This window comes from Paraburkholderia phenazinium (genome assembly GCF_900142845.1).
GTDB lineage: Bacteria > Pseudomonadota > Gammaproteobacteria > Burkholderiales > Burkholderiaceae > Paraburkholderia > Paraburkholderia phenazinium_A.
This window is the reverse complement of sequence record NZ_FSRU01000001.1, coordinates 1,259,731-1,275,831: the sequence shown is the minus strand read 5'-3', so window position 1 is coordinate 1,275,831 and position 16,101 is coordinate 1,259,731. Positions and strand designations below refer to the sequence as shown.

12 protein-coding genes are annotated in these 16,101 nt (G+C 63.1%); 5 read left to right on the top strand and 7 right to left on the bottom strand.

The genetic code is table 11. The features are described 5' to 3' along the window. Positions 1–9: 9 nt before the first annotated feature. Positions 10–1,143 carry an alpha-D-ribose 1-methylphosphonate 5-triphosphate diphosphatase gene (locus BUS12_RS05505; RefSeq protein ID WP_074297134.1) on the top strand — a complete coding sequence of 378 codons (1,134 nt, stop codon included), beginning with the start codon at positions 10–12 and terminating at the stop codon, positions 1,141–1,143. Positions 1,144–1,162: 19 nt separating this feature from the next. Here BUS12_RS05505 and BUS12_RS05500 read toward each other — a convergent pair whose 3' ends face one another. The 4 genes from BUS12_RS05500 to manD all read right to left on the bottom strand — a co-directional run bounded on the left by BUS12_RS05500 (position 1,163) and on the right by manD (position 5,806). Further along, entirely contained in the window at positions 1,163–1,996 is an 834-nt protein-coding gene (locus BUS12_RS05500; RefSeq protein ID WP_074294608.1) for a GntR family transcriptional regulator, read from the bottom strand. Positions 1,997–2,070: 74 nt separating this feature from the next. Beyond that, positions 2,071–3,360, bottom strand: coding sequence for an MFS transporter (locus BUS12_RS05495; protein WP_074294607.1), 1,290 nt, complete (start codon positions 3,358–3,360; stop codon positions 2,071–2,073). 101 nt (positions 3,361–3,461) lie between these two features. Next, on the bottom strand, positions 3,462–4,499 hold the full coding sequence (locus BUS12_RS05490) for an L-idonate 5-dehydrogenase (protein WP_074294606.1): 1,038 nt from the start codon (positions 4,497–4,499) through the stop codon (positions 3,462–3,464). 98 nt (positions 4,500–4,597) lie between these two features. After that, positions 4,598–5,806, bottom strand: a complete 1,209-nt coding sequence (gene manD, locus BUS12_RS05485) for a D-mannonate dehydratase ManD (protein WP_074294605.1) — start codon at positions 5,804–5,806, stop codon at positions 4,598–4,600. A 165-nt stretch (positions 5,807–5,971) separates the two neighbouring features. On the opposite strand from manD, the gene BUS12_RS05480 reads away from it, so the two are divergent. Further along, on the top strand, positions 5,972–7,453 hold the full coding sequence (locus tag BUS12_RS05480) for a mannitol dehydrogenase family protein (RefSeq protein WP_074294604.1): 1,482 nt from the start codon (positions 5,972–5,974) through the stop codon (positions 7,451–7,453). 18 nt (positions 7,454–7,471) lie between these two features. Here BUS12_RS05480 and BUS12_RS05475 read toward each other — a convergent pair whose 3' ends face one another. Together BUS12_RS05475 and BUS12_RS05470 are read right to left on the bottom strand one after the other, a co-directional pair. Next, positions 7,472–8,059 carry a hypothetical protein gene (locus tag BUS12_RS05475; protein ID WP_074294603.1) on the bottom strand — a complete coding sequence of 196 codons (588 nt, stop codon included), beginning with the start codon at positions 8,057–8,059 and terminating at the stop codon, positions 7,472–7,474. 37 nt (positions 8,060–8,096) lie between these two features. Further along, the gene (locus BUS12_RS05470) at positions 8,097–8,657 is read right to left on the bottom strand and encodes a hypothetical protein (RefSeq protein ID WP_074294602.1); all 561 of its coding nucleotides are present in this window, start codon (positions 8,655–8,657) and stop codon (positions 8,097–8,099) included. Between the two features lie 372 nt (positions 8,658–9,029). On the opposite strand from BUS12_RS05470, the gene BUS12_RS05465 reads away from it, so the two are divergent. From BUS12_RS05465 to BUS12_RS05455, 3 genes are all read left to right on the top strand, one after another. After that, positions 9,030–9,812, top strand: coding sequence for an ABC transporter substrate-binding protein (locus BUS12_RS05465; protein WP_074294601.1), 783 nt, complete (start codon positions 9,030–9,032; stop codon positions 9,810–9,812). A 267-nt stretch (positions 9,813–10,079) separates the two neighbouring features. Next, a complete protein-coding gene (locus tag BUS12_RS05460; RefSeq protein ID WP_074294600.1) occupies positions 10,080–11,195 on the top strand; it encodes a succinylglutamate desuccinylase/aspartoacylase family protein in 1,116 nt (371 codons plus the stop codon). Positions 11,196–11,651: 456 nt separating this feature from the next. Beyond that, positions 11,652–12,812, top strand: a complete 1,161-nt coding sequence (locus BUS12_RS05455) for a porin (RefSeq protein WP_074294599.1) — start codon at positions 11,652–11,654, stop codon at positions 12,810–12,812. A 134-nt stretch (positions 12,813–12,946) separates the two neighbouring features. Here BUS12_RS05455 and BUS12_RS05450 read toward each other — a convergent pair whose 3' ends face one another. Continuing rightward, on the bottom strand, positions 12,947–15,799 hold the full coding sequence (locus BUS12_RS05450) for an autotransporter family protein (protein WP_074294598.1): 2,853 nt from the start codon (positions 15,797–15,799) through the stop codon (positions 12,947–12,949). Between the last annotated feature and the right edge of the window lie 302 nt (positions 15,800–16,101).

The following is a 16,101-nucleotide window of genomic DNA, read 5'->3' as shown; positions in this document are numbered from 1 at the left end:
AGCATGTCGATGTTGATCAGGAACGCTCGCATCGTGACGCGAGACGAAGTATTTACCGGCGTGGTGCGCATCGAAGACGGCAAGATTCATGACGTCGAACGCGGCACGACCTCGGCACGCGAAGCCGAAGACTGGGACGGCGATTATCTGCTGCCCGGTCTGATCGAGCTTCATACGGACAATCTCGAGAAGCATCTGGCGCCGCGCCCCGGCGTGCAGTGGAATACGGATGCCGCCTTTGTGATCCACGACGCGCAGGTTGCTGCGGCCGGCATCACCACGGTGTTCGACGCGCTCGCCATCGGCTCGCGCTCGAACGTCGGTCTGCGTGGCCGCGACTTGCAGACGCAGTGTGCCGAAGCCCTCACCCGCTTCTCCGAGCGGCACCTGCTGCGCGCCGAGCATTTTCTGCATTTGCGCTGCGAGATCGCCACCGCCGACGTGGTCGAAGTATTCGACTCGCTCTGCCGGCATCCACTGCTGCGCCTTGCCTCGGTGATGGATCACACGCCGGGCCAGCGTCAATGGCACGACCGCGAACAATGGCGCCGCTTCCAGGAACGCAACGGCAAGCTGAGCGACGAGCATGTGACGACGGCGCTGGCCGAACTGAGCGTCGAACAGGAACGTTACGCCGACGCGCACCGGCGCGAGATCGTCGCACGCTGCAAGACGCTCGGCCTGCCGGTGGCGAGCCACGACGATACGCTCGTCGAGCACGTCGAACAGGCGGCCGCCGAGGGCATCGTGCTGGCGGAATTTCCGACCACCCGCATCGCCGCCGAAGCGGCTCGCGCGCATCGCATCTCCACGATCATGGGCGCACCGAATATCGTGCGCGGCGGTTCGCACTCGGGCAACGTGTCCGCGCTCGAACTCGCCAAGGCGGATCTGCTCGACATCCTGTCGTCGGACTACGTGCCGTCGAGCCTGCTCACGGCCGTGTTCGATCTGGTGGAGAAAGCGGACTGGACGCTGCCGCGCGCCATGGCGACCGTGTCGGCCGAACCGGCGCGCACCGCCGGCTTGCTCGATCGCGGCGCGATTGCGCCGGGTCTGCGGGCCGACTTCGTGCGCGTAACGATGCTCGACACGCTGCCGGTGCCGCGCGCCACCTATCGCGAAGGGGCGCGGATCGTCTAGGCGCAGCAGGCCCGTGAGATCAGACCGATAGCGGCACGAGTTCCGGCTCGTCCGCTTCGAACCAGTCCGGATTGCGCGCGGCAATCGGCCCAAGCGACACCAGAATCTCGCGCAGATGCCGGCGCATCGCCTCTTCCGCTGCGCCGGCATCGTGCATGCGCAGTGCCGCGAGAATCTTCGCATGCTGCCGGATCAGCAGATCCAGCGGCGACACATCGGGCAGGCTCAGATAGCGCACCCGGTCCATCTGGGCCTTGATGTCCTGAATCGTTTCCCATGCCGCGGTGCAGTCGATCGCCTGCGCGATACCGTAGTGAAACGCTTCGTCGAGGGCGAGGAATGCGGCCGTATCGTTGGATTTCGCCGCGAGTTTCTGGTCGCGCAGATTGTCGGCTAGCGTCTGGAGCTGAGCGTCGGTAATCGCCAGCGCCGCTTTGCGCACCACCGCCGTTTCAATCGCCTCGCGGATGAAGCGTCCCTCGCGCACCTTGCGCGGCGAAATCCGCTTCACCAGCGTGCCGCGCTGCGGCAGCACCTGCAGCACACCGGTCTCCACCAGCTTGATAAAGGCCTCACGTACCGGCTGCCGCGACACCTGAAACATATCCGAGACTTCCTTCTCGGAGAGCGGTGTGCCCGGCACCATCTGACCGGCAAAGATCGCCTCGCGCAAGGCACGGAAAATCTGCTTGCTGATTGGCTCGTGCGAGTCGAACGAAACGCTTTCGGTGAGATCGGGCAACGCAGCGCGCGGCTCGGCCGCCGCACTGGCGCGGCGGCGGCCACGCGGGGTCGCGAGCAATGCGTCGACAGGCACGGAGGGCGCGATAGCGCGGGAGTTCTTGATCGGCATCGGACGGAACAGCGGGAGAGTGTGGGAGACGACAGAAAGGCGCCCGAGGCAGTCGCCTCAGGCACCGCACCATACTACCATGCACGTTTCATCAAAGCCGCTGGACGGGGCTCGCGAATCCAGACCAGCGAGCAAAGCGCACCGAGGACGGCAATCGCGCCGGCCAGCACAAACGCGCTGCCGTAAGCGCCGTGCGTCGCCTGCACAATGAAGCCCGTCACCGCAGGCCCGATCACGCCTGCCAGGTTCGCCAGCAGGTGAACGAAGCCGCCCACGCCGCCGACATGTTCACGCGGCACGGTATCCTGGATCACCGCCCAATAGACCGAGCCGGTCACATACAGGAAGAAGATCGATACCGACATCAACGCGACCGCGCCCTGCGTGCTGGCAACCCGTCCGGCCAGCGCCACGCACACGGCAGCGGCGCCGAGGCATACGCCGAGCACAATCTTGCGCGACAGCAGCGGCTTGCCGGTGAGCCGCAGAATGCCGTCCGAAACGAAGCCGCCGGCAGCCAGCCCGATGCTGCCGAGCAGCCACGGGATGACGGTGGCGAAGCTCATGTCGCGCAGGCTCAGATGATGCGCTTCAGTCAGGTAGGTGGGAAACCACGACAGAAAAAAGAACAGCACGTAGTTGTAGGCGAAAAACGCACATGCGGTGGCGAGAATCACCGGCTGGCGGATGAAGTAGCCGAGGCCCAGCCGCTCGCCGTCCGCCGCGTGCGAAATGGCATGCTCGTCGGCTTGCCCTGACTTGATGAGTTCGACCTCCTCGCGAGCAATGCGCGGATGGTCCTGCGGATGCTCCGTGGTCATGGTCACCCACAACACCAGCCACGCGAGACCCAGCAGCATGATCGCGACAAACGCCCAGCGCCAGCCGAAGCGCAATGCCATGTAGCCCACCACCGGACCGGCGATCGCGCCGCCCAAAGGCGTGCCCGAACTGATCACGCCGATCGCGCTCGCCACTTCCTTGCGCGGAAACCAGTTGTTGACCATCTTGCTGTTCGACGAACTGAACGGCCCTTCGCCCATGCCGAACAGCACCCGCAACACGATCAGCGAGACGATCCCGCCCGCCAGCGCGGTCGCGCCGCAGAAGATCGACCAGACGCCCATGGCGGCGCCGAACACGCGCTTCGCGCCGATGCGGTCGGACAGCACGCCGCCGACGAAATTGAACAACGCATAACCGATAAAGAAGCTGCTGAACACGATGCCCATTTGCGCATGCGAGAAGTGCAGGTCTTTCTGGATCAGCGGCGCGGCAATCGAAAGCGCGGAGCGGTCGAGGTAATTGATAACGCCCGCGAGGAAAAACAGTGCGACGACGAACCAACGCTGGCTCTTGATCATGAAGTGTCTCCTACGTGTCGCCTCTTGCCGGGCGATGATTGACGGCGTGTTCGGGAACCGCGCGTTGTGAAACAGCTTGCCGGGGTGCGGCGCGGCGGCAATCAGTCGAAATGCAAATGGACCTTCATCGACTGCGAACGGTCCAGCGCCACTTCGAAGGCGTGGTTAGCCTCCTCCATGGCAAACGCATGCGTCATGAGCGGGCGCAGATCGACCTTGCCCGCAGCGATTTCCTCGGCGGCAATCGCATATTCGTCGGTGAAGCGGAACGACCCCTGATAGCGGATTTCCTTCGCCATCACCAGATTGGCGGCCACCGGAGACTGCCCGGCGGGCAGATTGCCGACCTGAATCACCGTGCCGCCCGCTCGCACCGAACGCAACGCGGTATCGAGACCCCCGGGACTGCCCGATGCCTCGATCACCACGTCGAAATGACCGCGCTGCTCGGCCCACGTGTTGATGGTTGCGCCGTCAATGGCATTGACGGTTTCGTCGGCCCCTAGCGCACGGGCCATCTTCAGCGCGGCGTCCGAAATATCCACCGCGACGAGACGATGCGCGCCGGCACGCCGCGCCACGGAGAGCAGAATGCAACCGATCGGCCCGCAGCCGACCAGCAGCACCCGCGCCCCGACCAGCGACCCCGCTTGCCGGACCGCGTGCAATGCGACCGCGAGCGGCTCGGCCATCGAGGCCTGGGCAAAGTCGACGCCGTCCGGCACCGGCACGCATTGACGCGCCGTCACGACAATGAACTGGCGGAACATGCCTTGCGTATGCGGGAACGTCGACGCGCTGCCCATGAAGCGCATGTGCAGGCAGTGGTTCGGCATGCCGCTCACGCAGAACCGGCACGCGCCGCATGCGAGCCCCGGATTCACCGCCACACGCTGGCCGATAGCGAGACCCGTTACGCCCTCGCCGATTGCATCCACTTCGCCGGCGGCTTCATGACCCAGCACGAACGGCTCGCGTACCGCGAAATCGCCGCTCTTGCCCTTGAAGTAGTACGACAGATCCGAGCCGCAGATGCCGCCCGCGCGGACCCGCACGCGTACTTGTCCTGCGCCGGGTTCGGGTGCATCGAGCGCGTCGATGCGGATCAGTTTGGGTTCGTGGAGAACGGCTGCCAGCATGGGAGACTCCAATCGGTAAGGCCGCGCGTGCAGGGTGGCGCGACTGAAGAAGAAGACGGGACGCGCAGCGACGTCGCAAGGCGTCAGGCAGACTCAGCTCACCAGTTCCACAACGTGCCGTCTTCGAGGCGCGCCACCGGCAAATAGGCCGGATCGTAGGGATAGCGGGCGGCCAGCGCTTCGTCGATATCGACGCCGTGCCCCGGCGCCTCGCCCGGATGCATCATGCCTTGATCGAAACGCCACGCATGCGGGAACACGTCGAGCGCCTGCTCGGGAAAGCCCATGTATTCCTGTACGCCGAAGTTCGGCACCCACAGGTCGAAATGCAGGGCAGCGCCCATGCAGACCGGCGACAGATCCGACGGTCCGTGACAACCGGTGCGCACCTGGTACAGCGAAGCAAAATCCGCAATGCGCCGCAAATGGGTAATCCCGCCCGCATGCGTGAGCGTGGCGCGGATGTAGTCGATCAGTTGCTCTTCGATCAGTTGCTTGCAGTCCCAGATGCTGTTGAACACTTCGCCAACTGCAATCGGCGTCACCGTATGCTCGCGAATCAGGCGGAAGCCCGCCTGGTTCTCAGCCGGAGTCGGATCTTCCATCCAGAACAGGCGGTAGGGTTCGACGGATTTGCCGAGACGTGCCGCTTCGATCGGCGTGAGACGGTGATGCACGTCATGCAGCAGATGCGACTCGAAGCCGAACTTCTCGCGCACCGCTTCGAACAGCTTCGGCACGAAGTCGAGATACTTTTCCGACGACCAGCTCTGCTCTTCGACCGCGCCTTTGGTAGCCGGCTCATACATGCCCTTGCCTTTCGACACGCCATACACCGAGCGCATGTTCGGCACGCCGCACTGGATGCGGATCGCCTTGTAGCCCGCTTCGAGATGTTCCGCGTAGCGATCGAGCGCTTCCGGAATATCCCGGCCCGTGGCATGCCCGTAGACCATCACGCCGTCGCGCGACGCGCCTCCCAGCAGGCGGTACAGCGGCATGCCCGTGATTTTGCCGAGGATGTCCCACAGCGCCACGTCCACGGCGGCAATCGCCGTCATTGTCACCGGACCGCGGCGCCAGTACGCGCCCTTGTACAGGTATTGCCAGATGTCCTCAATGCGGCCCGGATCTCGGCCGATCAAGGTGGGACACACGTGGTCTTTCAGATACGACGCCACTGCCAGCTCGCGGCCGTTGAGGGTCGCATCGCCGATGCCGTGGACCCCTTCGTCCGTGACGATCTTCAAGGTGACGAAATTGCGCCCTGGGCAGGTGACGATGACGTCGGCGCGAACGATCTTCATGAAGGCTTCCTTGCAGGTTCAGGGACGGCGAAGAACAGCTTGAAAACGATGCTACCATACAAGTATAGCAACACGTCAAATGAGGGTTTCCCCCCGTGCTTCGGGCCGGGATGCCCGCGTTACCGTTCGGTTGCACCGTTTGCTTCACTCCCGGATCTCACGCTCATGACCTCGTCCGCCCTGCCTCGCCTGACTCGCCACGCCCTGCCTGCACTCGATGCGCACGTTTTGTCCACGTCATGGTGCGAACCGCGAATCGGCATCGTGCATCTCGGGATCGGCAATTTTCATCGCGCCCATCAGGCGCTGTACACCGAAGAGGCGATGCTCGCCGCAGGCGGCGAATGGGGCATCTGTGGCGTCACGCTGCAGGGCGACGTGAGCAAACGCGACGCATTGATGGCGCAGCAGGGTCTGTATAGCGTCGTCGAGCGCGGCCCCGCCGGCGAAAAGGTGACGCTCGCGCGTGCGCTGCTCGAAGTGCTGGCGATGCCGCACGACCACGACGCGTTGTTCGGACGCCTCGCCGATCCACAGGTGCGCATCGTCTCGCTGACGGTGACGGAGAAGGGCTATTGCCGCGATCCGAAGACGGGCGAGGTCGCACTGGACGACCCGCTGGTGGCGCACGATCTGGCGAATCCGCATACGCCGCGCAGCGTGCCGGGCATTCTGGCCGCCGCGTTGCGCGGGCGGCGCGCCAGTGACAACCCGTTCACCGTGCTGTCGTGCGACAACCTCGCGCATAACGGCGCCGCCTTGCGTCGGGTGGTGTGTTCGTTCGCAAGGCAACTCGATCCGTCGTTGGCGGACTGGATTGCCGACGTCGTGGCGTTTCCTTCGACGATGGTCGACCGCATCGTTCCCGCCACCACGGAGAGCGAGCGGGAGTCGGCGGCACGCGTGCTGGGCTACTGCGACGCCGCGCCGGTGCCGTGCGAGCCGTTCCGGCAATGGGTGATCGAAGACCGCTTTCCGGCCGGACGTCCTGCGTGGGACGCCGTCGGTGCGCAACTGGTGGACGATGTCACGCCGTTCGAACTCGCCAAGCTGCGCATGCTGAACGGCACGCATTCGACGCTTGCCTACCTGTCGATGCTGGCCGGCTTCGACACCATCGATGCGGCCATCGGCAACCCCGACATGCGGCGTCTGATCCACGCCATGATGAGCGACGAAATCGCCCCCACGTTGAGCGTGCCCAGATCATTCGACATCCTAAGCTATCGCGACGCATTGCTCGCACGCTACGCCAACCCGGCGCTCAAACATCGTTGCGCACAGATCGCGATGGACGGCAGCCAGAAAATTCCGCCGCGCCTGCTCGGCACGATCGCGGCACGCATCGACGCCGGACAGCCGTTTGCCCGGCTCGCACTGGCCGTCGCCGCATGGATGAGGTTTTTGCGCGGCCATGCCGACGACGGCACGCGCTTTGAGGTGAAAGACCCGCTCGCCGCCCGGCTGCAGACACTCGCCGCCGCCGCGCACGATGAACCGGACGCCCTCGTTGCGGCCCTGCTCGAAGTCCGCGAAGTATTCCCCGCCGAGCTGGCCGCCCAGCCGCGCTTCAGAAGCGCGCTGCGCGACGCGTTGCAGGTGTTGGGCAACGGCGCGCGCAGCGCGATCGCCGCTTACGCGGCTTGAACAAGCGGGTTCTGCTGTTTACTTCTTCAGTTCAGGTGCATTCTCCAGCGCCGTCTGCAGCTTCGTCACCGCATCGGTGGTCGCGATCTGGCCTGCGAGACCGAAGTTGCGCTTGAACTCGGAGAACTCGGCGTGACCCGTACCCGTCACGTCTTCGGTCACGACTTTCTGGCCGGTCGGGTCGGTCACGGTACACGTGAGCGTCACCGAGAAGTCGGTGGGCGGCCACGTCAGCAGACTCGGCGACGACGAAGTCGTCTTGATTGTCGGCGTGATCACGTAGTCCAGATGCTGCGCCTGGATGGTCGCCGCATCCGGCGCGCTCTTAAGCTTCGTCACGTTCTTGAAGACGTGACCGAGGCTCACGTACATCGGCAGTTCGAGATCGTGATACGGACGATAACTGACCTTGTCGCCACCGCCGCCCGGCGTGATGACTTCCTGGGTCGACTGCTCCTCGGTGATGACGATCGCCACGTTCTTGTCGAGCGGCTGGGTGGACAGCGCCGGCACTTTCGACTCGTCTGTGCTGAGCGAAATCTGGTGGGCGCAACCCGAGAGCGCCGCGACGACGCTTGCCGCCGCAATCATGCGAATCATAGCCATGGTGTAGGTCTTCCTGTCTTGAGTATGTTGTTGTGGTTTACTGGATTGCCTGGATGAAGGCAGGATCGGCATACAGTTGACCGAGCAGGTTCTGCACGGCCGTCGGGTACTCCTGAACCGCCTTCGGCACCGCAATCGCGGCCGCGAACGACGAATCCCACTTCGCGCCCGCCGTCTTCACCTGGTCGTAGCGCACCGCGCCGGCTCGCGTCACCACGAAGCGCGCCGACACCGTAGCCTCTCCCGTGGCAATGCCGGCATCCACGTTGTTCTTCAGCAAGGTCGCTTTGACTTCGATGTCGCTTTGCGGCGCGAGGCGTCCGGCCATCGTCAGTTCGCGGGTCATCGCATCGGCCAGGTAGGGGCCAAACGAATCGCCCACCGGCGAGCGCATCAGGTTGGCTCGCACTGCCACGGGGTAAGTGTTGGACGTACCCGCTTGAGAGTCGAACGTGCCCAGGTGCGCTTGTGCAGTCTGCGCATTTTTAAGCGCCTGCACGTTGTCGATGGAAGGGGTATACGGCGGCGCCACGACCGAGCAGGCCGTTGCGAGAAGAGTCGGCGCAAGCCAGCCGCCTACACGTATCAGAAGGTTCATAGGTCCAATGTTGTTGATTTAGTGGTGAAACTCGCACAATCCCGCGTCAATCGCAGCCACGCTTCATGCCCTCATCCTATGCAACCAGCATGACGACGCACTCGGCGGAGACCCGCGCCGGCTGGCCCGCACGGCGGCGTGTCAAGGTGATTTAACGGCGGGTCGCCGGCGAACTTTAGACGCCGGGATCAAGCGCCATCCGGTGTTTTACTGAGTACGTAATCTTTTTGACCTGATAAGCTTTGCCCGCGCTGCAGGCCGCTCCGGCCCGCAGCCTTTTAACCCTGCCCGGTCGTGAGTCGCGCCGGGCACGATCTCGCAGCGGCACAACCGCATGCGGGTGTAATACGAACCACTCCGAGGAGTAAAACAGTGAAAAAACTGCTAGCGGCTTTGACGGTTGCTCTGCTTGCCACCGTCTCGATTGGCGCACATGCGAAGGACTGGACCACGATCCGTTTCGGCGTTGACGCCAGCTATCCCCCGTTCGAATCGAAGGGTTCGGACGGCAAGCTCGTCGGTTTCGATATCGACCTCGGCAACGAAATCTGCAAGCGTCTGAATGCGAAGTGCGTCTGGGTCGAAAACGACTTCGACGGCATGATCCCGGCACTGAAGGCCAAGAAGTTCGACGGCGTGCTGTCGTCCATGTCGATGACGCCGCAACGTGCGGAACAGATCGCCTTCTCGGCGAAGCTGTTCAACACGCCGACGCGCCTCGTGACCAAGAAGGGCTCGGGGCTGCAGCCGACGGCGGCATCGCTGGCAGGCAAGTCGGTGGGCGTCGAACAGGGCACGATCCAGGAAACGTACGCGAAGACCTACTGGGAGCCGAAGGGCGCCAAGGTCGTCTCGTACCAGAACCAGGACCAGGTCTACACCGACCTGCTGTCGGGCCGTCTGGATGCCTCGCTGCAAGACGCCGTGGAAGCTGACATCGGCTTCCTGAAGACCCCGCGCGGTGCCGGCTACGAGTTTGCCGGCAAAGACATCGTCGACGAGAAGGTCCTCGGCAACGGTGCGGGCATTGGCCTGCGCAAGGAAGACACCGACCTGAAGGCCAAGATCGACAAGGCGATTGCCGACATCATCAAGGACGGCACGTACAAGAAGCTCGAGAACAAGTACTTCACGTTCGACGTGTACGGCAGCTAAGCGCGGCCGGCGCGGCTCGCCGCGCCACTTCGCTTGCACAGACGGGCTCCGCAACACGCGGAGCCCGTTTCGTTTGGCGCCCCGTCATCGCGCATGGATTCAGCGCATCGATTCACATCCGGCCGGCTTATCGGCTAAGATCGAACGATTACGCCGCGCGGCGCGAGCCACTTCGACGCTGCGGCAAGCGTCCCAGCAAGTCCACTTTTCAATCTGAAATCAACAACATAGCGCGACCCCTCGCGAGGCCGCCGCGCTTCAGACATCATGCAAACCCAAACCCATCCGCTGATTTCCCCGACACTCGGCACCGCACGCAACCTGACGAGTTTTCACTATGGTCCCGGCGGCGGGCAAAAAATCTACATCCAGTCCTCGCTGCACGCCGACGAGCTGCCCGGCATGCTGGTGTCCTGGACGCTGCGCAACAAGCTGGCTGCGCTCGAAGCCGCGGGCAAGATCAAGGGTGAGGTCGTGATCGTGCCGGTGGCGAATCCGATCGGTCTGAACCAGCATTTTCTCGGCCTTCACACGGGACGCTTCGAAACCGGCACGGCGCAGAATTTCAACCGCAACTTCCACGATCTGTCCGCCCTCGTGCAGCCGGTAATCGAAGCGCGCCTGAGCGACAACATCGACCAGAACCGCAAGGCCATCCGCACGGCGATGCGCGAAGCGCTGGAGGCGATCAAACCGGAGACGGAGCTGGAATCGCAACGCCTCGCGCTGCAGAAGCTCTCGTACGACGCCGATGTCGTGCTCGACCTGCACTGCGACTGGGAAGCGGCCATGCACATCTACACCAATCCGGACCTGTGGACGGAAGTCGAACCGCTCGCGCGCTATCTGGAAGCCAAGGCCTCGCTGCTGGCGCTGAATTCGGTGGGCAATCCGTTCGACGAAATCCACAGCTTCTGCTGGTCGGATCTGCGCGGCCGTTACGGCGAGCGGTTCCCGATTCCGAACGGCTCGGTCTCGGTGACAATCGAACTGCGCGGCCAGCGCAACGTCTCGTATGAACTCGCCGAACACGACGCGCAAGGCATCATCGAATATCTGACGCATCGTGGCGTGATCGACGGCACGGCGGCGCCGATGCCCGCGCTCGAATTCGCCGCCACCCCGCTGGCCGGCGCCGAGCCGATCGTCGCGCCTATCAGCGGCGTGCTGGTGTATCGCACCGAAGTGGGCACCTGGGTCGACGCCGGTCACGAGATCGCCGATATCGTCGACCCGCTGACCGATCGCGTCGTGACGCTCAAGAGCAGCGTCGCCGGCGTGCTGTATGCGCGGCATCTGACGCGCTTCGCGACCGCAGGCATCGAATTCGCCCGCATTGCCGGCGCAAAGGCCTTCCGCTCGGGATCGCTGTTGTCCAACTGATCGATGCGTCGACGGTAGCGGTGGCGGCAGAGATGCCGCCACCGGTCCGGCCGCTCATTTTCAAATGAGATTAAATCGACGCAAGATGATTAGTCATGCTTGCCATTATTCATCGCATCGCGCAAACGTTGTCTGCGATTCGTTATTGAATAATGGGCGTCTCACACCGCGATTTTCCCGCTTCACTTAGCACTCTATTTTTCGATAACAAACCGCATTGCAGAATCGTTATATACCTTGTTTTACGCAATAATCGTGATTCTCCAGGCTGCATAAGCGACGTGCCTGTGCACGACTTTCTTTAGGTCCGCGTTTCAGATGTCGCATTCGTACGACAGATTCTCCAAATAATCTAGCTGTCACATTCCTTTCGCCCCGCTCCCTTAAATTGCGGCCATCGCATGACCTGCCAACAGAGCCAGGCACGCGATTGCCTCTTTTAAACCGGAGAATCTCTTGAACAAGAAAGTTTTAGCCACCGCTATCCTCGCCTCCTTCGCAGGCGCCGCTCACGCGCAAAGCAGCGTCACGCTGTACGGCCTGATCGACGCGGGTGTCACGTATGTGAACCACGCCGGCACGGGCGGCAAGGACCTCGTCCAGTTCGGCGACGGCGTCGCTCAAGGCAGCCGTTGGGGCCTGCGCGGTTCCGAAGACCTCGGTGGCGGTCTGAAGGCCATCTTCAACCTGGAAAACGGCTTCAACGTCGGTACCGGCGCGCTGGGTCAAGGCAGCTCGGAATTCGGCCGCCAGGCCTATGTCGGCCTGACGCAAGACGGCGTCGGCTCGCTCACGCTCGGCCGTCAGTATTCGTTCTCGACCGACTATCTGGGCGGCTCGTATGCCAACGGCGGCCAGACCGTCGCCGGCAACTACGGCTACCACATCAACGATATCGACCAGCTCACGTCGAGCCGTATCAGCAACGCCGTCAAGTTCAACAGCGCGAACTTCTACGGCCTGACGTTCGGCGCGATGTACGGCTTCTCGAACTCGGCTGGCGCGTTCCAGGGCGCACCGACGACCGCATCGAACTCGGGTTCGTCTGCCTATAGCTTCGGCCTGAACTATGTGAACGGTCCGTTCGGCATTGGCGCTGCGTACACGGACATCCGTTTCCCGGCCTCGGCAACGCCGGCAGCCTTCACGACGACGGTGGCGGGTTCGTCGTCGACCACGGGCGCAGCTGGCGTCGTGAAGGATCTGGCTACGGCTGGCGTCGGCGCCAAGTACTCGATCGGAGCGGCTACGATGTGGGCCCTGTGGACCCACACGAACATCGAGCAGATCGTCGGCCACATGACGACGTTCAATGCGTATGAAGCAGGCGCCAAGTACGCCTTCACGCCGGCACTGACTGGCGCATTGGGCTACACGTACATGCAAGCCAAGGACCTGACCAACGGTCACTGGAACCAGGTTGACGCCAGCGTCGACTACGCACTGAGCAAGCGCACCGACGTGTACCTGCTCGGCGTGTTCCAGGACGCCAAGGGCAAGGCTTCGAACGGCGCCGCCCTGCAGTCGCAGATCGGTGTGAGCACGAGCAGCTACCTGCCGACAGCCGGTGCGGACACGCAGTTGGCCGTTCGCGTGGGCATCCGTCACAAGTTCTAAGCTGAATTCGCGTCTTCGGGAGGCTGCTGGCTTCCCGGAGCGTGAAGTGGGAAACGCCGCGAAGGAGGTTCCTTCGCGGTGTGCAAGTCATCGCATGGGCTCGTCTTCAGCAACTTGACGACGCCATGTGAGCGCTACCAGGCGTAGTGCACGCCGGCCATGCCGGTCAGCCGCTGGAAGTCGTTACCGCCAAAGGCCCACGCCACGTTACCCCAGGTCTGCCACCGGTGAGCAAACCGGTATTGGACGCCTGCCTTGACTTCGCCCGTACTCTTCGCGACACCATCGAGCGGGACGTTCACGCCGTCCATCGCGATTGCATTCTTGCGATTGGTGTACCACCAGTTGGCTTCAAACGACGCCTGAATGATCTTGCCGCTGTCCTTTGCAAAATCCCGGTAGAGGCGCGCTCCGAGACGCGTCACCAGACCACCTGAGCTATCGGCCGCCACTTGCGTCCCGTTGACCTCCGTGTGGGTGCCGGCACTGTAGTCGATATAAATCAGTTGTCCTTGCGGTTGTATCACCCAATCGTTACCGAACGGCTTCGCCGCGTAGCCTGTTTCCAGCGAACTGGTCCAGCTATGTGAACTGTATCTTTCACCGGGGAGCAGATCGCCCTGTACCTGGTTGTCGAAATTGCCGTACTGGATCCAGCCGTCGACGTATGCGCCGAGCCGGCTCTTCTCATTGGCAAACCACGTCGCATAGGTTCCCACCGCGTAGCCATTGACCGTGCCGTACGCATCGTAAGGGTTACCTGCCGCGCTCGCGTTCGTGCGCATGTTGCCGTAGGCGGTCATCACACCAAGATGCAGACGGTCGCCACTTTGTATGGCGGACCATTGCGCAACATCTCCCCCCGCCTGCAATACCTCGCCCTGCGTATTCACCTCCAACTGTCCGTCGGCACCCTGACTGCGCACGCTCGTTCCCGCGATGCGCGCCCAGCCTGCCGCGAGTCTCGCGTTGCCGTCCGGTTTATCGTCGTCCGGGATCTGCGGATCGCCCAGCCGGTCGTACAGCGTGGTCAGGAACATCGTCTGCGCCGCGTACTGGTTGCCCAGATACACCCCCGCCTCCGGTCGCAGCAGCTTCGGCGGGACCGGCGTGGGGTTGGGTGTAGGTGTAGGCGTAGGCGTAGGAGTGGGGGTCGGCGGCTGCTCGGAGCGAAGATACCACTGGCCATTGTCCGGATCGCTGCCCCCCCCCTGGAACAACCGGTATTCATAGGGTCCCGCAACCACCCGGCCATCCAGCGTAAAGGCACCGCTGGCCGAGCGGCTCGGATCGACCACATCGACCACCTGGATGCCGTCAGCCTGCGTGACCGCCCCGTCGCCTGCTACGCGCTGAACCGTAATACGTGTTGCACCGCCCACGCCCACGGCGGTTGCATCGACCACCAGCGTATCGGTTTGCGAACTGGCGCCGCCTTCGTTCAGTACCGTGTCGATCCGGAGTTGTCCGCCGTCGGAAGTGTAGGTTCCTCCCGTCACGATCATACGGTCACCGGCGACGCCGTTAGCCATGGTGATCGTGCCGCGATTGTCGAGGTTGCCGATAACCGTAAAGATCGCATCCGGCCCGTTGGAGAGCGCCGGGAGCGCATTGCCGACACCCATCAGACCATCGTTGATCACCGTTCCGGTGACCGTGCCGTAGCCGCCGAACGCCGCCCCGGCGCTCACCGTCGTCTGACCGCCTCCGGCCAGTTCCGCGCCCGTGTGCGAAGCATCCCCGATGGCCAGCGTGCCGGCCGTGACAGCGGTCTTGCCGCTATAAGTCTGCACCCCGTTCAATATCACCGTGCCGCTGCCGGACTGCGTCACCGATCCGGTACCGCTGATCGTTCCACCATAGATCAGGCTATCCGAACGATCGAACACCAGCGCGCCGTTGTTGGTCATGTCACCGGCGACGCTGCCGCTGGTGCCGCCGTTACCGACCTGCAGGGTGGCGCCTGCGCCGATGGTGGTACCGCCACCGGTACCGTTGTTAGCGAGTGCACCGGCGAGTATCAACGTGCCGCTTTGCACATTCGTCGCCGCAGCCGTCGTGCCGGTAGTCGAGACCGGGCCACTCAGCGTCCAGTTCGAGCCGGACAGGGTCAGGCTGTTAAAACCGGTGAAACTGCTTCCTGTGCTACCGGTGCCCTGCAGCACGAGGGTGTTGCCGGTTCCGGATGTGACCACAGCATTGCCGTTGAGTACCGAAGCCGTTCCCAGCGTCAGCGAATTGTTACTACCGCTAATGGTAACGGCGGTGCCGCCGGTGCCGGTGATCGTGCCGGTGTTGGTTAGCGCCATCCCGCTGCTTTGCAGTTGCACCCCGACCAGGCCCGAGATGAAACCGCTATTGACGAGCGTGCCGGTGCTCGTACCACGAATCAGCACGGCGGGGGCGTTTGTGCCCGTGATGGTTCCGGCATTGCTGACTGTCAGCGGCCCATTGTCGTTCAACAGGCCGGGACCATTGCTGGCGGTAATTGTTCCGGTCTGGCTTTGTGTGACGGAGCCCCCGGATCCCAACCGGATGCCGCCGGCGACAGCGGATATATTGCCGTCATTCGAAACGTTGGCCACCCCCGTCGCGAGGATGCCGTACTGGCTGGCGCCACTGATGCTTGCCCCTGCATGGTTGTTAACCGTTCCGCCTTTAAGCAGATAAACACCCTCGACGCTATTCGAAGCGTCCGCTGTAGAGACTATGCTGCCGAAGTTGTCGAGGCGGGCGCCACCGGACGTGGCGGAGTTCAACTGGACGACGCCAAAGCCTCCCCCGCCGCTGGTGGAGCGAATCAGCCCGGAATTGGTAAGCTGCCAGTTCTGGCTATTGTCTCCGACGATGGCACTGCCACTGGCGACGTTAATGACGGCGCCAGCCGGCGCCTGGAACGTGCTCGAGCCCGGGCTCAGAATCTGCAACTGCACGGTCGCGGTGGAGTTGGGAATGGTGACCTGCGCATGGGCAGGCGGCGTCAGCATAGTCGCCACGCATAGAGATAACGCTGTCCGCTTTGGCAACGCCCGGCGCGTTGGCCGCCGCACCCCACCTTGCCGGTTGTGAACAACCCGAGTTGCTGGAGGAGATGTGCCGTTGCACGCGATGGCGGCCATTTAACCTCCAAAGAGAACAACTTTCGTCAGATCCCAATTCGTGCAATTGATTATCGGACTTCCCGGCAAAAAGTCCAGACGCCTATCGCGTATCATTTCGCACGTCATGCGAATCGAAGTGACTTATTGTCAACAGTCGCCGGGAGTATTCACAACTTGCGCAACAAACA